Below are 21,263 nucleotides of genomic sequence, written 5' to 3' on the forward strand. Positions count from 1 at the left end.
TAGAATAGTAAAATTAATTATTTTTAATATACACTTTGACTGTTTTTAGGCTTTTTCAGTGTTTATGCACACCTCTTAGTTGAATTTTTACTAAGGGGTGTGCATTTTTATGCAAATGGTGCTGGGGTCGTTGGTTTAGATTAAATCATGATTATGGAAAATTTATATATGGAATACTATGGGTATCAAGTGTTTAGTGGATAACAAAAGTGACCTTCTTCACTGAAAAGTAGCACAAGACACTTTTGTACTTTATATTATAATTTATCAATAAAAAATATAATATAAATATGAAAATATTGACGAAATAAGGCGAAAATGATAATATAATTCAAGTGATAATACAATTCAAGTAATAATATAAATCAATAACAAAAGAAGGGGGAATATCAGATATGATACTAAATAAATTAATAAAAAAATCAGTATTAATGAGCATGATAATAGGAAGTGTAGCACTTATAGGGTGTGGAACACAAACAAATGAAGAAAAAGTAAAAAGTGAAAATCAAATAGTAGTAGAACATAAATTAGGAACTACAACTTTAAATGATACTTCTAAAAAAGTAGCAGTATTAGAATTATCATTTTTAGACTCACTTTATAACTTAGGAGTAAATCCAGTAGCTATAGCTGACGATGGAGAGCAAACTAAAGTAACAGATATAACAAATGGAGAATCAATAGAATACGTATCAGTTGGAAATCGTAAAGAACCAAATTTAGAAGAACTAAGTACATTAGATTTAGATTTAATAATAGCAGATACAACTAGACATAGCAAAATATATGAAGATTTAAGCAAAATAGCACCAACAATAGTATTAGATAGTATTGGATCAAGCTATGATGAATACATAAAGAACTTTGAAACTATAGCAAAAATAGTTGGAAAAGAAGATAAAGCAAAGACTAAGATAGAAGAAACAGAAAAATTATTATCAGATGTTAAAGCAAAAGCACAAGAAAAATTAGGAGATAAAAAAATATTAACAGTATCACCTAAAAATGATGAATACACAGCACATACTTCAACTTCATTTGTAGGACAAGTTTTGGAAAAAGCAGGATTTGTTAATGCAATTGAAAATAATGATAAAGAAGTATCATTATCTTTAGAACAATTGGTAGAAATCAATCCAGATATAATGGTATATATGAGAGAAGATATAGATAAAACTATATACAAAGAATGGAAAGATACAGAATTATATAAATCATTAAAAGCTATACAAAATGGAGATGTATATACAACGATAGCAAGAGGTCCTTGGACACAATATAGAGGATTTATATCAATAAATACATTAACTAAAGAAATGTCACAATGGCTATTAGATAATAATTAAATGATAGGATGGTGATGCAAGTGAAGTCTATAAATAAAAATAAATTTTTAATATTTTCAACTATAGGTATATTAGCAATAGGGGTATTTTTATTAATAGACATTTTAATAGGAATGAGTGATATAGGCTTTAAGGATATTATAAGTGCTATTTTTGATTATAGTGGAAGTAAAGAGGATTTAATAATAACAACTATTAGACTTCCACGTGTATTATTATGTATATTAGTTGGAGCATCTATGGCTATTTCTGGATTAATTATGCAAAACTTAACTAGAAATCCACTTGCATCATCTCAAGTTTTAGGAATAAATGCAGGAGCTACTTTATCAGTAGTTATAGTAATGGTATTTTTTCCTGCATTAGGATATAAAACAAAAATATTAGCATCTTTTTTGGGAGCAGGATTTGTAGGGATAACTGTTCAAACAATAGGGAAAATTAGAAATTTATCACCATTAAAAGTAACATTAGTAGGAATAAGTATACAGTTATTTTTAAGCTCTATAACAAAATTTATAATGCTATTTAATGATAGTAAAACATCAGATTTACTGTTTTGGATGATTGGAGGAGTTCATCATGCTCAAATTACACATATAGTGGAGTTATTACCATGTTTTATTATATCAATACTTTTAATAATTAAAATATCAAATTCAATGGATACATTAAAAATGGGGGATGCCATAGCAATTAGCTTAGGAGAAAATATTAAAGTAATAAAAAGTATAGCAACTATAGTAGTAATTTTACTATCCAGTTCTTCTGTAGCAATAGCAGGACCAATATCATTTATAGGATTAATAACTCCTCATATAGTAATTAAGCTAGGAGCAAGAAATTTTAGAGAAAGTTTTATATTATGCGGTATATATGGAGCCAATTTGCTTTTATTATCAGATATAATATCTAAAATTTTAAAGTATCCTTATGAATCACCAGTAGGAATAGTAACAGCTTTTATGGGAGCAGTTTTTTATATAATACTAGCTAATAAAGAAATGAAAAGAGGTGGAGTAAGTGAAAAGTAAAAATACATTAATATTTACTATAAATATAATAATGTTAGTGCTTGTATCTTTTATAAGCTTACTCTTTGGAAGTAAGATATTAAATATAACAGATGTATTTAATGCAATATTTAATAATTCAACTTCAAAATACTCTTTCATTATTTTTGAATATAGAATACCTAGATTATTAATATGTATAATGGTAGGTATGAGTTTAGCTGTAGCAGGGGCTATTTTTCAAGGTGTACTTAGAAATGCACTTGCATCTACTGATGTACTTGGGATAGGAAAAGGAGCAGGCTTTTTTGCTTGTATGGCAATAAGTCTAGGTTTAAAAGAGCCTATATCCTTATGGGCTATGGTTGGAGGGCTTTTAGCAGGAACTATTATTTATATACTAACTAAAAAAACAAATTTCAAAAATACTAGTATAGTAATAATGGGAATAGCTATAAGTGCATTATTTGATGCAGGAATACAATACTTAAATATAAGCAATTCAGAAAATATACAAACTATTCTTTTATGGTTAACGGGAAGTGTATGGGGAAGATATTGGAATGAAGTAAAAGTACTAACACCTTATGTAGTAATATTTATTCCATTAGCTATAGTATTAGCACATAAAGTAGATATATTATCATTAGGTGATAATATAGCTATTAATTTGGGTGAAAAGGTAAGTTTATTAAAAGTTGGTTTATTATTAATAGGAATAATACTTACAACTAGTAGTGTAAGTGTAAGTGGAACTATAGGATTTGTAGGACTTGTAGCACCACATATAGCAAAAAATTTAGTTGGATATAAACATATTTTAGTTATTCCATTAAGTGGTTTAATTGGAGCAATACTTTTAATTACAGCAGATATTATAGGAAGAACTATAATTGCACCAAGTGAAATTCCAGTAGGAATAGTAACAGCTATAATAGGAGCACCTTATTTCTTATATTTGTTATTAAGAAAAAAATCTAATTAGAAAGGTAGTAATTATAATGAGCTTAGATATAAAAAACTTAGTTTTAGGATATGAGGACAAAATAATAGTTAATAACATTGATATATCTATTTCAAAAGGTGAAATTACCATTTTAATTGGAGCAAATGGTTGTGGAAAATCTACTTTACTTAGTGGAATGAGTAGACTATTAATTCCTAAGGAAGGAAATGTATTTTTAGAAGGAAAATCAATACATGATTATAAACCTAAAGAATTAGCTAAAAAGTTAGCAATTTTACCGCAGGGACCAATAGCACCAGAAGGTATAACAGTAAAGGAACTTTGTTATTTTGGAAGAAATCCATATAAAAGTTTATTTGGAGGAAGATCAAAAGAAGATGAAGAAATAGTAAATTGGGCTATTGAGGTAACTGGACTTAAGGAATTTGAAGATAGGAAATTAGATTCATTATCTGGTGGACAAAGACAACGTGCATGGATTGCAATGTCATTAACTCAAGATACAGATATATTGTTATTAGATGAACCTACAACTTATTTAGATTTAGCATATCAAATAGAAATTTTAGAGTTACTAAAAGATTTAAATAAAAAGACTAAAAAAACAATAGTTATAGTAATACATGAATTGAATCAAGCTGCTAGATATGCAGATAATCTTGTTTGTATGAAAAATGGGAAGATATATTCAAAAGGTAAAGTACATGATATATTTAATGAAACAATGTTAAAAGATGTATTTGGTATAGAGAGTATAGTAATTCCTGATCCTATTACTAATAGACCAATGTGTATTCCAAGATAGCAATATTTAAATGTGAGTATTACATCACTTCTATACATGAAACCCACAAAAATCATGATTTTTGTGGGTTTATTTTATAGACACAAGGTAATCTAAAATACATTGGTAAGTAAATTTATTTTTTTATTAATAAAATAAGAAAAAAAGAAGATATTCAAAGTAAAAATGATTATATTCATGAAAAATTAGAAAAAGTTCAAAATAAAACTGCATTTTTATTGGATTATGGGTTTAATTCTAATAATTTATCAGTAAGTGAAGAAACTATAGGGAAAGTAATAGCTGGAATGGTGTTAGTATAAAGTAGTGGACACATTAAGACGAACTAAGTAAAATAATATTTAGTTAAGAAATGATGTGTCCATTATGGGAAAGGGCAGAAGATATTACATATATTCATACTAGTAGGGATGGTTGGTGCTATTTAGCTTCAGTTCTTGACTTACATTCTAAAAAAATAATTGGCTACGCTTTCGGTAAAAAAAAGGTTGTCCTTATGACAATGCTTGTATAGAATCTTTCCATTTTTCAATAAAGAAGGAAGAAATCTATAGAAATACATATCGCACCTTCGAAGAAGCCAATATAGCTATATTTAAATATATTGAAGGTTGGTATAACAGAAAAAGAATACACTCTTCTATTAATTACATGACACCAGAACAATATGAATTATTAGCTAGAAGTGCAGCATAAAAAAGTTTGACTTTTTGTGTCCAAAATATTGACATAAGACCATAAAATAGAAAGTTATAATAAGTAACTGCAAGGTAAAGTTAGAAAGTTTTATGATGATGAATATAGATATAAATTGTGGAATGAAAACTTAGATATAGGAAACATAAATCAATATTTTAAAAACTTAATTCTATTTTATTATAAGAAAATTATTGTAATAATATATATGAGATTTAAGAAATCGATTTCTAAAGTTTAATTAAACAGGTGTTGTAGATTTTATTATAAATATAGGGGTGAAATTTTGAGAACAGTAATAAACAAACAAATTAATGAAAATAGTGAGATTTCTGTAAAAACTTTATTAAATTATAGCTCAGGAAGCTTAGGAAATAATATGATATATGCATTAATTAATTCTTATTTTTTAATTTTTTTAACTGATAAATTTGGAATAGGTGCAGCGGCAATAGGTACATTATTTTTAGTGGCAAGAATTATAGATGCAATAACAGATCCAATAATGGGTATTATAGTTGATAATACTAATACAAAATTAGGAAAAAGTAGACCTTATTTATTTGTTGTTCCTATATTTATGGGAGTTGCAACAATAATGTGTTTTTCATCACCTGACTTAAGTTATAGTAATAAGATAATATGGATGTATGTTTCATATATCTTATGGGGAATAAGCTTTACGGCTATGGATATACCGTATTGGTCACTATCTGCAAATATTACAAGGTCTTCTCAAGGGAAAACTAAAATTGTTACAGCAGCAAGAACAGTAGCATATGTAGGTAACTTTATAGTATTATCACTTACTATACCACTTGTATCAATTCTTGGAAGCTGGAGCAAGGTAGCTATAATTTATGTTTGTTTTGCTACTGTTTTTACTTGGATTACTGCTTTTAGAGTTAAAGAACTTACCAATAATAGCCATAAAAAAGAAAAGCAAGGCGTAAAACAATTTATAAATTTATTAAAATCAAACAAGCCTTTAAGAATAGTTCTATTATCAATGTTAGTATTAGAGTTAAGCGGTTCAATAAAAAATACAATATTGATATATTATGTAAAGTATAACTTTAATTCAGAAATGATGATACCAGTAGTAAGCTCTATTGGTATGGCTGCAAGTATAGTGGGAGGAATAATTTCTCCGTATATATCAAGTAAATTAGGAAAGAAAAAAACTGCTCTATTAGGATTATTAGCTAGTGCAGTAGGGTCACTTATGGTATTTTTCCTATCATATTCTTCTTTACATTTACTAATACTTATAAACTTTATAAGTGGAATTTTTGATGGAGCAGGGTATATTACTTTAACATCTATGGTTGCTGATTGCGTTGAATACGGAGAATGGAAAACGGGAAAGAGATCAGAAGGAATGATATTCTCTATAAATATATTTAAAAGTAAAATTGCCAGTGCAATTGGTGGTTCTGTATGCGGATATATTTTAGCTTATATCGGTTATAATGCTAATTCATCTCAATCTACATTTACACTAAACGGAATTCACTTAATACAAAGTATAATTCCATGTATATTTGTAGTAATAAGCTTCTTATTATTAAGAAGATATAATTTATCTGAAGCAGAATATGATGCAATAGTTGATGACTTAAAAAATGGTGTTACAAGAATAAGCCAATAGAAATTTAATAAAAGTAGAAATGAAGTTTATCAAATTAAACTTCATTTCTACTTTTTGTATTTTATTCATTATTCACTTTATTATTTCTATAATTTAATGGCGACATTGAAAAATATCTTGAAAAAGTTTTTGAAAATAATAAAGAGTCACTATAGCCTACATTATTTGCAACTTCGCTTATAGGGAGCTTAGTATTTTTCAATAAAAGTGTTGCTTTATACATTCTAAGATTTATAAGATATTTTTGTGGAGAAATCTTAAGATTTTTTATAAACATTTTATATAAATAACTTCTACTTAAGTTTACATGTTCAGCAATTTCAGTAACAGTTATACTATTCATATAGTTGGAATTAATAAAATTAATAGCATCTTGAATATATTTATGTATCTCTTTATCTTTATACTCAAAAGGTTTAGGAAACTCTCTTATGAGTTCATATAATAATGAGCAAAGTTCATTTAATAATAATATATCATCAGAATTGGATGGATTATAATTTTTTGATATATCACACATATTTAATATTATACATGGTATTTTTGAGTTTTCCTTGCAAGTAGCAACATTAGAATCAATAATAGAAGTTCTATTTAAATATTCACCAGTTTTTGAACCACTAAAACCTATCCAGCAATACTCCCAAGGATTATCAATAGAAGCCATATATTCAACATCCATACCTTTTAATAATATAAATATATCTCCTTCTTTTAAATTATATATTTTATCATTAAGCTTAAATGTTCCGTATCCTCTAATTACATAATGTATAACAGAATTTTTTAACACTTCATACTTATATCCAAATCCAGGAATACCCTGCTCTATTCCACATTCATCTAAGTTAAGTTCAAAATTTTCTTTTGTATATTTTTTCCAAAGTATTTGCATGTATGTATATCACCTCTATATAAAAAAATTTACAAGAAACATTATACCATATTTAGGAAACCTATGAATATTCTAAAGTAATAATTAATATATTAATATTTTATTATAGAAACATATATAAAATACGTATTAAAAAATAAAATATATGAAACATTATTCCATAATGCTGAAAAATATATTGGGAGGATAAAAATGTTATTACTAAATGAATACCATGAAGATATTTCTAAACTGCATGTAAATATGATGCAAAGAAGGAGTTATTATGTTCCGTTTGTAGATACGAATGAAGCTATTACTATTAAGGACAGAAATAAACAAAATAACTTTTTTTTACTTAATGGCAAATGGCAGTTTAGATATTTTAATACATTACAATCAATTAAAGAATTTGAGAATATTAATGAAATAATTCTTTTAGATACAATAGAGGTGCCTTCTGTTTGGCAAGTAAATGGATATGATTATAATCAATATACTAATGTAAAATATCCTATTCCTTATAATCCACCTTTTGTTCCTAAAAAGAATCCATGTGGAGTTTATAAAAAAGAGTTTGACTTTGAAGTACTTCCTGAAGAATATGATTATAATATAAATTTTGAAGGGGTTGATTCTTGCTTTTACTTTTACGTAAATGGAGATTTTGTTGGGTATAGTCAGATATCTCATGGAATATCTGAGTTTGATATTACAAAGTTTTTAGTAAATGGTAAAAATACAATTACAGTACTAGTTCTAAAATGGTGTGATGGTACTTATTTTGAAGATCAAGATAGATTTAGAATGTCAGGTATTTTTAGAGATGTATATATATTAAAAAGAGCAAAATCAAGAGTTGTAGATTATAAAATAACTCCTACTGTTGATGTATCAGCTAAAGAAGGAAAATTAGATGTTGAGATTCTTTCTACTATTGGTAATCCAACTATTAACTATAGTTTACTTAATCCTAATAATGAAGTTATATCATCTGGCAATATAGATAATAATAAAATACAAATAGACATTAATGATATAGAACTTTGGAGTGCTGAATCACCTATTCTATACACATTATTAATAAGAACAGAAAATGAAGTTATAAAAGAAAGAATAGGTATGAGAGAAGTTAAAATAGAAAATTCTGTTTTAAAAATTAATAACGTACCTGTAAAACTAAAAGGTGTTAATCACCATGATTCTGATCCTGTTAAAGGGTATGTAGTTAATCATGATGATTTGCTTGTAGACTTAAAATTAATGAAGGAATGTAATATTAACTCTATAAGAACTTCACATTATCCTAAAGCTCCAATTTTTTATGAGTTATGTGATGAATATGGATTTTATGTTATGAGTGAAGCTGATATTGAAGCTCATGGTGTTGTTGAGTTATACGGCTTAGGATATTTAGATAATTATAATATGATAGCTGATGATGTAACTTATAGAGATGTTATTGTTGATAGAATTGATTCTTCTATAGTTCCGTTTAGAAATAGATCTTGCATCTTTATGTGGTCACTTGGAAATGAATCAGGATTTGGAATTAACTTTGAAATTGGAGCCAAATATTCTAAAGAGCTAGATTCTTCACGTCCAATACATTATGAAGGAGCATATTACGCAAATAAAGAAAGAAAAAATGACTTTAGCAATCTTGATGTTATTAGTCGTATGTATCCAAGTATAGATGAAATCAATGAGTATTTTGAAAAAGGTATAGACAAGCCATTTTTATTATGTGAATATGCACATGCAATGGGAAATGGGCCTGGAGGATTAATTGAATATGATGAATTACTGCAAAATCATGATGAATTTGCAGGGGTATATGTTTGGGAATGGTGTGACCATGCTATTGTTATGAATGAAAATAAAAATGGCAAAAAAGCATATGGCTATGGGGGAGACTTTGGAGAAGAAAATCATGATGGAAACTTCTGTGTTGATGGTTTAGTTTATCCTGATAGAAGACCTCATACTGGGTTACTAGAATATAAGAATATTAACAGACCTATAAGAGCATTAGAATTTAATCAAACTAATAAAAAAGTTAAGTTTAAAAATATGCTTGATTTTAAAGATGCTAGTGAATTATTAGATGTTACTTATAAAATATGCGTAGATGGTGAACTTATCTTATTAGAAAAATTAGAATTAGAAAATTTAAGTGCAAAAGAAGAAAAATGGTATGATTTAAATATACCAAAATTACCTGTTGGAATTACTACTATATTGTTTGAGTATAGTATAAAATTTGATAATTCTCTTTGTAGAAAAGGTATTACATTAGGTCATGATCAATTTATTATAGAAACTGAAGCAAAAAATATAGACTCTGTGAATAAATTAATAGAAATTAGTAATAATGAAGAAAAGTTTTGTATAGAAGAAAAAGTTAATACAATAAAAATCACAAGTTTAAATTTTAATTTTGTATACAATAAAAATACAGCAACATTTGATTATATTGAATCACTAGGAGAAGTATTTGTAGATAATCCAATGGAATTTTCTATTTGGAGATCACCTACAGATAATGATAGAAAAATTAAAAATCTTTGGATTGAGGCTGGTTTTAATCAAATTACGCCATATGTATATAATACTGAAATTAAAGAGTTTTCAAATAAAGTGGACATAGTTAGTTTCTTAAGCTTACTTCCAATATATAGAGAAAAAGTACTTGATGTTAAGGTAACATGGAGCATTTATTCATCTGGTTTAATTAAATGTGATATTAAAGCCAATAAAAATATGAAAACTCCTTATTTACCACGTTTTGGAGTGAAATTTAAATTAAATAAATCATATGAAGATGTAAGCTATTTTGGTTTTGGTCCATATGAAAATTATATAGATAAAAATTCAAGTTGCTACTTAGGAAGATTTAATTCAACAGTTTCTGAAATGCATGAAGACTATATAAAACCTCAAGAAAATGGAAGTCATCATTTCTGTAGAGAAGTATCTGTTAAGAATGATTGTGGAAAGATATATGTTTTATCTGAAAATGATTTTGCATTTAATGTCTCACATTTTTCTGTTGAGCAATTAACTAATACAAATCATAATTTTGATTTAATTGAAGAAGATTCAACTTATTTAATTGTTGATTATAAGCAAAGTGGTATTGGTTCAAATAGTTGTGGTCCTGATTTACCTGAAAAGTATAGACTTAATGAAGAAGATTTTTCATATGATTTTTATTTAAAATTTGTAAGAACAAATAAACTTTAAGCACAACCGGATTTAATTAAAAATATTCTAGTCTATAAGTGTTACGCTTAGTTTACACAACAAAACCCACCAAATTCATAATTTTGAATTTGCGTGGGTTTATTTAAAAAAATGTTAAATGTATTTAGTAAGTGAAATCTTGTATAAATATATGTAACATTTTTTATTTTTTTTATGCTAATTTTTAAATTTATGTATCTTAATTAGAAAATTACAAATAATACATAATATTTAATAAGGTAATATGAAAAGGGAGGAAAAAACAAGTGCATTTAACAGACAGAGAAAGAGAAAAACTTATGATTGTTGTTGCTGCAGATGTTGCAAGGAGAAGAAAAGAGAAAGGCTTAAAGCTAAATTATCCTGAATCTGTAGCGCTAATTACTAATGAGCTTTTAGAGGGTGCTAGAGAAGGGAGAGAAGTAAAAGATTTAATGGACTATGGTACAAAAATTTTAAGTAAAAGCGATGTAATGGAAGGTATACCTGAAATGATTCATACAGTTCAAGTTGAAGCAACATTTCCAGATGGGACTAAATTAGTTACAGTACATGATCCAATACGTTAAGAAAGGAGATAGACATAATTGATACCTGGAGAATTTATTATAAAAGAAGGAACTATAGAATATAACAAAGGAAAAGAAGCAATAAAACTTGGGGTGATAAATACCGGTGATAGACCTATACAAATAGGTTCTCACTATCATTTTTACGAAGTAAATGATTACTTAAAGTTTGATAGAGAAAAAGCTTATGGAAAGAGATTAGACATTCCGTCTGGTACTGCAGTTAGATTTGAACCTGGAGATAAAAAAGAAATAAATTTAATAGATATTGGTGGAGTTAGAAGAGTTTACGGTTTGCGTAATTTAGTTGACGGATACTTAGATGGAAGGAGAGTAAAAGAATAATGAGTTTTGAAATTGATAGACATCGTTATTTAGAATTATTTGGACCAACAAAGGGAGATAAAATAAGGTTAGGAGATACAGATTTAATTATTGAAATTGAAAAAGATTATACAGGATATGGTGATGAATGTAAATTTGGAGGTGGTAAGGTTTTAAGAGATGGAATGGGACAAAATGCAATTGAAAGCAGAGAAAATCCTATGGTTGCAGACCTTATCATTACAGGAGCTACTGTTGTAGATTATACAGGAATATATAAAGCTGATATTGGTATTCGTGATGGAAAGATTTTAGCTATCGGTAAAGGTGGTAATCCTTATACTATGGATGATGTGGATTTTATAGTATCACCAAGTACAGAAGCATTGGCTGGAGAAGGCAGGATAATAACTGCAGGTGGTATAGATACTCATGTGCATTATATAAGCCCAGATGTTGTTAATGCTGCACTGGAAGGAGGAATAACAACACTTATAGGGGGAGGAACAGGCCCTGTTGATGGAACTAATGCCGTTACTTCAACACCAGGAAAGTGGAATATTCATCGTATGTTACAATCTGCAGAAAGCTTTCCAATAAATCTTGGCTTTTTAGGAAAAGGTAGTGGAGCTAATATAAGGGTTACAGCAGAGCAAATTGAAGCAGGTGCTTGTGGCCTTAAGGTTCATGAAGACTGGGGAGCAACAAGATCTGCAATAGATTACTCATTAAAAACAGCGGATAAATATGATGTTCAAGTTGCAGTACATACTGATACATTAAATGAAGGTGGATTTGTAGAACATACAATTGAAGCAATTGCAGGAAGAACAATTCATACATATCATACTGAAGGAGCAGGTGGGGGCCATGCACCAGATTTGTTAAAAGTAGCTTCTAAACTTAATGTAATACCAGCATCAACTAATCCAACTAAACCTTTTACTATAAATACAATTGCAGAACATTTAGATATGTTAATGGTATGTCATCACTTAGATTCTAAAGTTCCAGAAGATATTGCATTTGCAGATTCTAGAATAAGACATCAAACAATTGCAGCGGAAGATATATTACAAGATATGGGTGTATTTAGTATTATGAGTTCTGACGCAATGGCTATGGGAAGAATAGGTGAAGTTATTACTAGAACATGGCAGACTGCAAGTAAGATGAAAAGACAAAGAGGAATATTAGAAGGTGACTCTGAAGAAAATGATAACAATAGAGTGAGAAGATATATTGCAAAATATACAATAAATCCAGCATTAGCACAAGGAATATCACAATATGTAGGTTCCATAGAAGTAGGGAAAATGGCAGATTTAGTACTTTGGGATACACAATTCTTTGGTGTAAAACCACATCTGGTAGTTAAAGGTGGTATGGTAAATAAATCAATAATAGGAGAAGCAAATGCATCTATTCCAACGTGTCAGCCAGAATTTTATAGAGATTGTTTTGCTGCATATGGAAAAGCAAAATATCCAACTTCTGCAACTTTTGTTTCTAAATACGCATATGAGCATGGCATAAAAGAAGAATTAGGATTACAAAAGTTAGTATTACCAGTAGGCGGAATAAGAAATTTAACAAAGAAAGATATGAAATTAAATAATGCAACTCCAAAGCTTGGTGTTGATCCAGAAACTTATGATGTCACTGTAGATGGAGAGTTAATAACTTGTGAACCAGCAAAAGAATTACCATTGGCACAAAGATACTTCTTATTCTAAGTTTAAAAATAAATTTAATATAATTTTTAAATCTTATAGGAGGGATTGAGAAATGATTTTTCATGAGATAATAGGAAATATTAATGAAATAGATGATTTAAATGGATATCATGTTGAAACAATATATTTAAATAGTGAAGATATGCTTAAAAGAATTTTAAGAGTAACTTCAGACCATAACAGAGAGTATGGAATAACATTAGATAATAACGAAAAATTAAAAGATGGTGATATTCTTTATAATGAAGATAAGAAACTTATAGTTGTGAAAGCTAATAGTGAAGATGTGTTAATTATTAAACCTTCAAGTATAACTGAAATGGGAGTAATAGCACACGCTTTAGGAAATAGGCATCTTCAAGCACAATTTGAAGATGATAAAATGATAATCCAATATGATAGGTTAGTAGAAGAAGAATTAAAAAGAGATAATGTTAATTATTCAAGAGAAAATATAACTTTAAAAAAGGCGTTTAAACATGTTGAATTTGCACACACACACTAAAAGTAATGAAGATAATATTATAAATGTATTGCGTGTTATTCAAATATGTGACTCTAACTTTCCTATAGGTTCCTTTAATCATTCATATGGTATGGAGAGTTATTTGAGAAATAACAAGATTACAAATGCAGAAAGTTTAAAAGAATACCTTGATGTGTTTTTAAACAATGTATTTATTTATAGTGATGGATTGGCAATTAGGATGTTGTATGAATATTTGAATAAGAATGAATGGGAAAAAATTTTAGAACTTGATAGAATGCTTACAGTTCAAACCATAGCTAAAGAAACTAGAAATGGATCAAAGCTTATAGCCAGCAGAATGATTAAATTATTTCTTGATTTATATGATAGTGACATTTTAAAAGAGTATGAAGAAAAAATAAATGGAAAGAAGGCTTTTGGTCATCCAGCTATAGTGTTTGGATTACTTATGTATTCTTTAAATTTTAATGAAGAGGAAGCTATAATTTTTCATATGTATAGTACAATTTCAACACTTATTCAAAATGGTGTCAGAGCTATACCATTAGGACAAAAAGATGGTCAAATAATTCTTCAAAAGTGTAGTGAGAGTTTTAAAGTTTTATATAAAAAAATTAAAAACTTAGATTATAGTTTTTTTGGTGCAAGTATTCCAGGTATTGAATTAGCTCAGATAAATCATGAAATACTAGAGTTTAGATTATTTATGTCTTAAAATCAAAAAAAGAAAATTAAAATTAGTTATATGGTAAAGGGTGAGATATATGAAAAAACCAGTAATAATAGGGGTAGGAGGTCCTGTTGGAAGTGGAAAAACTTTATTAATAGAAAGAATAACTAGATTAGCAAAAGATGAATATAAATTTGCAGTTATTACCAATGATATTTATACAAAGGAAGATGCTAAATTTTTAGTGAAGAATTCTGTGTTAAGTGAAGATAGAGTTATTGGAGTAGAGACAGGCGGGTGCCCACATACAGCAATAAGAGAAGATGCATCAATGAATTTTGCTGCTATAGAAGAAATGAAAAGCAGGTTTAATGATTTAGATATTATTTTTTTAGAAAGTGGTGGAGATAATTTAGCTGCAACCTTTAGTCCAGATTTAGTTGATTTTTCCATTTATATTATTGATGTAGCGCAAGGTGAAAAAATTCCAAGAAAAGCAGGTCAGGGAATGATAAAGAGTGATTTGTTTATCATCAATAAAATAGATTTAGCTCCTTATGTTGGAGCAGATTTAGATGTTATGAGAAGAGATACATTAACATTTAGAAAAGAAAAGACATTTATATTTACTAATTTAAAAAAGGATGAAGGTGTAAATGAAGTTTTATCATGGATTAAAAAGAATTGTTTATTAGAAGGAATTAATTAATATGAGTAACAGTAAATATGCAGGAGAATTTGAAATAGTATTGGAGAAAAAGAATGATAAAACTGTTATAAGTGAAAAAAGATTTGATGGTCTAATAAAATTATCTCCAACTATTCATCTTGATAGTGAAAAAATTTCAACTTATTTTATAGTTGGCCTTGGAGGAGGATATGTTGAAGGTGAAAAATATAAATACAGCATTAATCTAAAGGAAGATGCAAGATCAATTATAACAACTCAAGCTTCTACAAAAGTATATAAATGTGTACATGGAGAGAAAGTTGAACAAGAAACGTTAATAAATTTACATAAAAATAGCATCTTAGAGTATATAACAGATAGTGTAATACTTTATAAAGATGCAATTTATAAGCAGGTAAACAATATTTATATGGATGAAAGTTCAACACTAATATATAGTGATGGAATTACATCAGGATGGTCAAAAGAAGGAGAAAAATTTCAATATAGCAGTGTTCAGTTGAAAACAAAAGTATATGTAAATAATAAAATAGTTCTATTAGATAATTTATTAATAAATCCAAGAAAAGATGATGTTACTAAATTAGGTTTTTTTGAAGGCTATGAAAATTTTGGAACATTACTTGTAATAAATAAAAATATTAATGTGGAAATTCTTGAGGATTTAAGAAATAATATTAATAATTTAAATTTGCCAATTTATTTTGGAATATCAGAACTTGAAGTAAGTGGATTTGTATTAAGAGTTTTGGGGAATTTGACTCAAAATATAGAAAGTGCAATAAATTTATGTCATAACTTTGTAAGAAAGAAATTTTTAAACTCAAAAGAGTTATCTATACGTAAATATTAGTAAGATAGGTTGTGAATAAAGATGTTAGGAATAGTATTACTATATGTGGGAATAGTTTTAATGAATAATGGTATTAGCAGGTTGTATAATATAGATGAAAAATCAGCTAGAATTAAAATAAAAAGCTCATAATTTCTCCACAATTGTTTTGTAAACTTAAGAAGTAAACTGATTAAGGAGTGTGATTTATATGGATGATATACCTTTAGGAAATAATGAAATAAAAATATTAAATAGGATAAGTAGTTCATATATGTCACAATGTTTTAAATTTAAATAACCTTACTAATTTACTTGTGTATATATGAACTCTAAAGGAGGAAATTATGGCACAAGAATTATTAAGAGCAGTTCAAGAAAACAAAATGAGTGAATTAAGTCAACATTTAGATAAAAAATCTAAACAAAAGATGGATACTATTGAGAAAACTGAACAACTATATTTAAAAACTTCAGTTTGGACATTAGCAAAAAATAGAATAATATGGCTTTTAATATTAATGATATCAGCAACAATTACTGGAGCAATAATTCAAGGTTTTGAAGATGTTCTTCAATCAGTAGTAATATTAGCATCATTTATTCCAATGCTTATGGATACTGGTGGAAATTCAGGTTCTCAATCATCTACGTTGATTATAAGAGGATTAGCACTTGGAGAAATAACAACAAAAGATATTTTTAAAGTAATATTTAAAGAATTTAAAGTAAGTATAGTTGTTGCTAGTATTTTATCATCAGTTAATTTCTTAAGGTTATATTTATTTACTAGTGCAGGATTTATGGTTTCACTTACAGTATGTGCAAGTTTATTTTTTACTATAGTGTTAGCTAAAGTTGTAGGAGGAATTTTACCTATAATATCAAAAAAACTAAACTTAGACCCAGCAATAATGGCAAGTCCTCTTATTACAACAATAGTAGATGCCTTTGCATTAATTGTTTATTTTGCTTTTGCAAAAATACTTTTAGGAATATAATAGTTATAAAAAGTTGTCTTTAAGATATATTTAAGGGCAACTTTTTAAATGTTATAAAAAAATAGTTATAAAATAAAAGAAAAAACTTTTTGGAGGGTAACAATGACTAATATATTAATAGTTGATGATGAAGAAAAAATATGTGAATTTATAAAGGCTTTTTTAGATAATGAAGGATATTATTCAGATGTTGCTTATGATGGTAAAAGTGCTATAGATAAAATAAATTCAAAAAAATATGATTTAATAATATTAGATAGAATGCTTCCATATGTTAGTGGGGAAGAAATATGTAAATATATAAGAAGTAAATCAGAAGTTCCTATAATTATGTTAACAGCTAAAATTGAAGATGAAGATAAGATTGATGGATTTAATTTAGGATGTGATGATTATATTTGTAAGCCTTTTAATATAAGTGAATTAGTATTAAGAGTTAAAGCAGTTTTGAAAAGATGTAATATTACTAGTTATGACAATGAAATAATAAAGTATGGGGAAGAATTAGAAGTAAATACTTCCACTCATGAAGTTAAGGTTAAGGGAAAAGAAGTTATATTAACAAATACTGAATATAAAATATTACTTACATTAATAAATAATCCTAAAAAAATATATTCAAGAGAAAATTTACTAGAAAGTACTATTGAAGGATATTATGAAAAAGGTGATCGAGCTATAGACAGCCATATAAAAAATTTAAGACAAAAAATAGAAGAGGATTCAAGGAATCCTAAAATAATTCAAACTGTTTATGGGGTAGGATATAGGTTTGGATTACAAAAGTAAATTAAAGTCAATAAATAGCAAACTTATAATATCTTTCACACTTATTATGATTGCAACAATTTTATCAATAAAGTTGTTTGTTAATACAATTTTTAAATATTCTTTTGAAAAGTATGTTGATGATAGCAATAAAGTAGAAGTAAATCACTTAATTGAATTTGACTTAAAAAACCTATATACAAATGAAAGTTGGAACACTGAGTTTATAGAGAATTTAGGAATAGAAGCCATTAGAAAAGGTATTGCAATTGAAATATATGATAAAAATGATAATAAGGTATGGAGTGTATTTGAAGATGAAAAAGTATTATCAGATAAAACTTTAAATGATATAAGTAAAAATATGAAAAGTATAGAAAAGCAATGGGATAATTATTTTGAAGAGTTAAAAGTTGATATTAATGATGATGAGGGTAATATTTTAGTGGGGTATGCATATATAGGTCATTATGCATCTACTTATTATATGGAAAATGATGTTGAATTTTTTAATGCTATAAATAGGATTATAATTATAATAGGAGTTATTTCAATATCCAGTATTATAATAATTTCAATAATAATATCCAGATCAATAGCTAAACCTATTTCTAAGGTTTCAAAAATGACAAAATATATAGGTGAGGGAAATTATAAAAATAAATTAAATTACAAGAGTAATATAATGGAAATTGATGATTTGATAAATTCTATAAATAAGTTATCCAATGAGTTAAATGATCAAGAAAATTTAAGAAAGCAATTAACTGGTGATATAGCTCATGAACTAAGGACACCACTTACAAGTATAAAAGGTCATTTAGATGCAATTATTGTAGGGATTTGGGAACCTACTAATGAAAGGCTTAATAGTATAAATGAAGAAGTAAAAAGAATTACAAATCTTGTTGATGAATTAAGAAAGTTAGCTAAATTTGATAGTGGAAAAGATAATTTAAATAAAGAAATAGTTAATTTGAAAAATTACATAAAATCTATTGCTTATAATTACGAAGGTAAAGCTCTGGAAAAAAATATAGTAGTTAAATATCAATTAGAAAATATAGAGGCATTAATTGATAAAGAAAAATTTGCTCAAGTAATTATAAATATATTATCTAATGCTATTAAATATAATAATGGAAATAATGAGATATATATTAAAGTTTTTAAGAAAAATAATAGTATCAATATAAGTATTAAAGATAGTGGAATTGGTATACCAAAAAGTGAATACAAAAATATATTTGAACGTTTTTATAGATTAGATAAATCAAGAGGTGCTAATGAGAAAGGAGCTGGAGTAGGACTTACAATAGCAAAATCAATAGTAAATGCTCATGGAGGAGAAATAGAAGTTTATAGTGAAATTAATAATGGTTCTGAATTTATAATAAGTTTACCAAGTTAAAATATTATATAAAAATTGAATATGTAAGTTTATAACCTAAACATAATATGGGGTATAATGAGCTTGATAACAGAGTACAGGTAAGCATAGCATAAAGATCATTAACGAGTGATTAAAAATTAACTATAGAAAAATATTCAGATATTGTTAGACTTAACGAATATAAAAATATTGAGTATATATAGTTTAAATTATAAGAAAGGGGGCTATATATCAAAATATAAATTATATTTTGATATATAGTAATTAATCATATGAAAAAATATAGTAAAAAAGTATTAGCAGCATCAAGTGTAATTACAGTTTTGGCTAACAATATAACTATAGCTAATGCCTCAGAATTAATTACAAGTAATGATGAATTTAATAAAAGTGTTTTATTAGAGAATCATCAAAGTACTGGGAAAAAAATATATGTTAAACAAATTCATGATGGAGTAGAAAATGGATCTGAAAGTAATCCATATAAAAGTTTTAGTACTGCTTATGAACAAGCAAAGGACGGAGATACAATTGTTTTAAATGGAAATGTAACTATTCTTGGGCAAGGAAGTGATGGAGCAGCTCCATTTATATGTAAAAAGAATATTACTATTGAAGGTATGGAAGGAACAGATGCTACATTAAACTCTAGAACTTCATTTCAATTAGAAGCGGATGTTGTACTTAAAAATTTTGCATGGTCTTTTCCAGGAGTGTCTGTAGATAATAGAGGAATATTTTTAAATGGTCATAAGTTAGTTATGAATAATGTTTCAGTTGAAAGTTCAACAGAAAAGAGTTGGCCAACAGTATATGGTAGTTCATCTGAAAGTATAAATAATAATGATTCAGAATTAGTAGTAGATAATACAACAGGAAAAAATACTATTTTTGAAAATATTTATACTGGAAGTTATACAGGGAATTATACTGGAAATGTAACATTAAAGCTAAATAGTGGAGTTAAAATATTAGAAGATATTTATGCCAATGGAGTAAATGGTGGTGTAAATGGAAATATTAATATTAGTATTGGAAATATTTTTGCTAATAGTTTTAAGAAAGCAAGTAATCTTGGGCAAGCTAATTTAACTTTAAATAATTATAATGGTATGGCTGGAACAACTATTTTAGGTTTTAAAGACATTACATTAAACAATAGTAGTATTAAAATAAATGACGAATCTAATTTTGATGAAGTTAATGGAAGTTTAAGTTTATTAGGAGATAGTAAATTAGATATATCAGCTAAAACAAATACATTAGATATTAAAGGTAACCTTTTAGGTGAAAATTCATCAAAGATAATTTTTTCTGAAAGTGGATCAATCAATGTAGAAGGTGCATTAAATGGAACACTTGAATTAAGAACAGAGGGAAAGGATGCACAAACTTCAGGAATGATATTAGTAGATCATAAATATATTTCTGCATCTAATAATTCTACTGGACAAGTAATGTTTAAGCCATATTGGAATCAAACAATGTATGAATTAAAGTGTGAAAATGTTGATAATAAAAAACAATGGATTACTAGAGTTACAGATAAGCCTAAATTAGATAAAGTGGAAATAGAAGGAGAAAATAGAATTGATTTAAGTACTTATAGAGAAGAAGTTTATAATTTAGTATTTAAAGATATAAATGATAATTTACTAGAATACACTCCAATATTTGATTATAAAATTTTAGGGGTAGATGGACAGGAAGTATCAGAAGATGATATGTATTTTGAAGTTTTAGAAATGCAAAATCAAATGATTATTGGAATAGATAATCCAAACTTACCTGTAGGAGATTATAAAATTATACTTACAGATACTTTAACTGGTAAAGAATTTATTCATGTAATTAAATTGTATAATAATGAAGAATCAGTTGTTACATTTGATTTTAATGGTGGTCATCAAAAAGATAACGTAGATATAAATAAAGCATATTTTTCAGTAGGAAAAGATACATTAATAAATAAAATTGATGATCCAATAAGAAACGGGTATACATTTGAAGGTTGGTATACAGATACAAACTTTACAACTGAATGGGATTTTGAAAATGATAGTGTAAAGGAAGATGACATAACACTATATGCAAAGTGGACAAAAAATAGTTATGATGTAGTATTTAACTCACAAGGTGGAAGTGAGGTAAAAGGACAAAGCGCTAAATTTGATGAAAAGATTAAAAA

At 27.0% G+C, this 21,263-nt stretch carries 19 protein-coding genes and 2 pseudogenes; 20 read left to right on the forward strand and 1 reads right to left on the reverse strand.

Annotated features, from left to right (window positions below; all coding sequences use genetic code 11):
• The first annotated feature begins 395 nt into the window (after positions 1-395).
• From BHW04_RS02635 to BHW04_RS02660, 7 genes and pseudogenes are all read left to right on the forward strand, one after another.
• Positions 396-1,349, forward strand: coding sequence for an ABC transporter substrate-binding protein (locus BHW04_RS02635; protein WP_022168250.1), 954 nt, complete (start codon positions 396-398; stop codon positions 1,347-1,349).
• Between the two features lie 20 nt (positions 1,350-1,369).
• Positions 1,370-2,383 carry a FecCD family ABC transporter permease gene (locus BHW04_RS02640; protein WP_302698779.1) on the forward strand — a complete coding sequence of 338 codons (1,014 nt, stop codon included), beginning with the start codon at positions 1,370-1,372 and terminating at the stop codon, positions 2,381-2,383.
• On the forward strand, positions 2,373-3,347 hold the full coding sequence (locus tag BHW04_RS02645; RefSeq protein ID WP_022168252.1) for a FecCD family ABC transporter permease: 975 nt from the start codon (positions 2,373-2,375) through the stop codon (positions 3,345-3,347). Before BHW04_RS02640 ends, BHW04_RS02645 begins: the two co-directional genes overlap by 11 nt.
• A gap of 13 nt (positions 3,348-3,360) precedes the next feature.
• Positions 3,361-4,134, forward strand: a complete 774-nt coding sequence (locus BHW04_RS02650; protein WP_302631610.1) for an ABC transporter ATP-binding protein — start codon at positions 3,361-3,363, stop codon at positions 4,132-4,134.
• A gap of 134 nt (positions 4,135-4,268) precedes the next feature.
• The gene (locus tag BHW04_RS12275; protein ID WP_441294414.1) at positions 4,269-4,436 is read left to right on the forward strand and encodes a hypothetical protein; all 168 of its coding nucleotides are present in this window, start codon (positions 4,269-4,271) and stop codon (positions 4,434-4,436) included.
• An 80-nt stretch (positions 4,437-4,516) separates the two neighbouring features.
• Positions 4,517-4,830, forward strand: a pseudogene (locus BHW04_RS02655) (transposase); the annotation flags it as partial.
• A 286-nt stretch (positions 4,831-5,116) separates the two neighbouring features.
• Entirely contained in the window at positions 5,117-6,481 is a 1,365-nt protein-coding gene (locus tag BHW04_RS02660) for an MFS transporter (RefSeq protein WP_302654558.1), read from the forward strand.
• Between the two features lie 61 nt (positions 6,482-6,542).
• Here the strand turns inward: BHW04_RS02660 and BHW04_RS02665 are convergent, their stop codons facing one another.
• The gene (locus BHW04_RS02665) at positions 6,543-7,376 is read right to left on the reverse strand and encodes an AraC family transcriptional regulator (protein ID WP_302654559.1); all 834 of its coding nucleotides are present in this window, start codon (positions 7,374-7,376) and stop codon (positions 6,543-6,545) included.
• 192 nt (positions 7,377-7,568) lie between these two features.
• Between BHW04_RS02665 and BHW04_RS02670 the strand changes: the two genes are divergently transcribed.
• The 13 genes and pseudogenes from BHW04_RS02670 to BHW04_RS02730 all read left to right on the forward strand — a co-directional run.
• Positions 7,569-10,601: a glycoside hydrolase family 2 TIM barrel-domain containing protein gene (locus BHW04_RS02670; RefSeq protein ID WP_302698780.1), complete on the forward strand. Its 3,033-nt coding sequence runs from the start codon at positions 7,569-7,571 to the stop codon at positions 10,599-10,601.
• A gap of 266 nt (positions 10,602-10,867) precedes the next feature.
• On the forward strand, positions 10,868-11,170 hold the full coding sequence (locus BHW04_RS02675; protein ID WP_022168255.1) for an urease subunit gamma: 303 nt from the start codon (positions 10,868-10,870) through the stop codon (positions 11,168-11,170).
• 18 nt (positions 11,171-11,188) lie between these two features.
• Positions 11,189-11,515: an urease subunit beta gene (gene ureB, locus BHW04_RS02680; RefSeq protein ID WP_186835025.1), complete on the forward strand. Its 327-nt coding sequence runs from the start codon at positions 11,189-11,191 to the stop codon at positions 11,513-11,515.
• Complete coding sequence (ureC, locus tag BHW04_RS02685) at positions 11,515-13,230, forward strand: urease subunit alpha (protein ID WP_302698782.1); 1,716 nt, start codon at positions 11,515-11,517, stop codon at positions 13,228-13,230. The genes ureB and ureC overlap by 1 nt, the downstream gene beginning before the upstream one ends.
• Positions 13,231-13,282: 52 nt before the next feature.
• The gene (locus BHW04_RS02690) at positions 13,283-13,735 is read left to right on the forward strand and encodes an urease accessory protein UreE (protein ID WP_022168258.1); all 453 of its coding nucleotides are present in this window, start codon (positions 13,283-13,285) and stop codon (positions 13,733-13,735) included.
• 103 nt (positions 13,736-13,838) lie between these two features.
• Positions 13,839-14,435, forward strand: a complete 597-nt coding sequence (locus BHW04_RS02695; RefSeq protein WP_291663067.1) for an urease accessory protein UreF — start codon at positions 13,839-13,841, stop codon at positions 14,433-14,435.
• 49 nt (positions 14,436-14,484) lie between these two features.
• Positions 14,485-15,099 (forward strand): urease accessory protein UreG, encoded by a 615-nt coding sequence (ureG, locus tag BHW04_RS02700; protein WP_302640840.1) that lies wholly within the window; start codon positions 14,485-14,487, stop codon positions 15,097-15,099.
• 1 nt (position 15,100) lies between these two features.
• Positions 15,101-15,934: an urease accessory protein UreD gene (locus BHW04_RS02705; RefSeq protein WP_302698784.1), complete on the forward strand. Its 834-nt coding sequence runs from the start codon at positions 15,101-15,103 to the stop codon at positions 15,932-15,934.
• 21 nt (positions 15,935-15,955) lie between these two features.
• Entirely contained in the window at positions 15,956-16,066 is a 111-nt protein-coding gene (locus BHW04_RS02710) for an AmiS/UreI family transporter (protein WP_302698785.1), read from the forward strand.
• Between the two features lie 272 nt (positions 16,067-16,338).
• Positions 16,339-16,914: pseudogene (locus BHW04_RS02715) on the forward strand (magnesium transporter); the annotation flags it as partial.
• A 102-nt stretch (positions 16,915-17,016) separates the two neighbouring features.
• A complete protein-coding gene (locus BHW04_RS02720) occupies positions 17,017-17,703 on the forward strand; it encodes a response regulator transcription factor (RefSeq protein WP_302698787.1) in 687 nt (228 codons plus the stop codon).
• The gene (locus tag BHW04_RS02725) at positions 17,687-19,093 is read left to right on the forward strand and encodes a sensor histidine kinase (protein WP_302698788.1); all 1,407 of its coding nucleotides are present in this window, start codon (positions 17,687-17,689) and stop codon (positions 19,091-19,093) included. The genes BHW04_RS02720 and BHW04_RS02725 overlap by 17 nt, the downstream gene beginning before the upstream one ends.
• Positions 19,094-19,347: 254 nt before the next feature.
• Positions 19,348-21,263 (forward strand): InlB B-repeat-containing protein (locus BHW04_RS02730; protein WP_302698790.1); only part of this gene is annotated, 1,916 nt, incomplete at its 3' end.

The sequence above is a fragment of the Clostridium sp. 29_15 genome (assembly GCF_001916075.1).
GTDB lineage: Bacteria > Bacillota > Clostridia > Clostridiales > Clostridiaceae > Clostridium > Clostridium lentum.

Coding starts and splice junctions, on each gene's coding strand:
- BHW04_RS02635 (WP_022168250.1), top strand. CDS start 396: ATGATACTAAATAAATTAATAAAAAAATCAGTATTAATGAGCATGATA.
- BHW04_RS02665 (WP_302654559.1), bottom strand. CDS start 7,376: ATGCAAATACTTTGGAAAAAATATACAAAAGAAAATTTTGAACTTAAC.
- BHW04_RS02670 (WP_302698780.1), top strand. CDS start 7,569: ATGTTATTACTAAATGAATACCATGAAGATATTTCTAAACTGCATGTA.
- ureC (WP_302698782.1), top strand. CDS start 11,515: ATGAGTTTTGAAATTGATAGACATCGTTATTTAGAATTATTTGGACCA.
- BHW04_RS02690 (WP_022168258.1), top strand. CDS start 13,283: ATGATTTTTCATGAGATAATAGGAAATATTAATGAAATAGATGATTTA.
- ureG (WP_302640840.1), top strand. CDS start 14,485: ATGAAAAAACCAGTAATAATAGGGGTAGGAGGTCCTGTTGGAAGTGGA.
- BHW04_RS02705 (WP_302698784.1), top strand. CDS start 15,101: ATGAGTAACAGTAAATATGCAGGAGAATTTGAAATAGTATTGGAGAAA.
- BHW04_RS02710 (WP_302698785.1), top strand. CDS start 15,956: ATGTTAGGAATAGTATTACTATATGTGGGAATAGTTTTAATGAATAAT.
- BHW04_RS02720 (WP_302698787.1), top strand. CDS start 17,017: ATGACTAATATATTAATAGTTGATGATGAAGAAAAAATATGTGAATTT.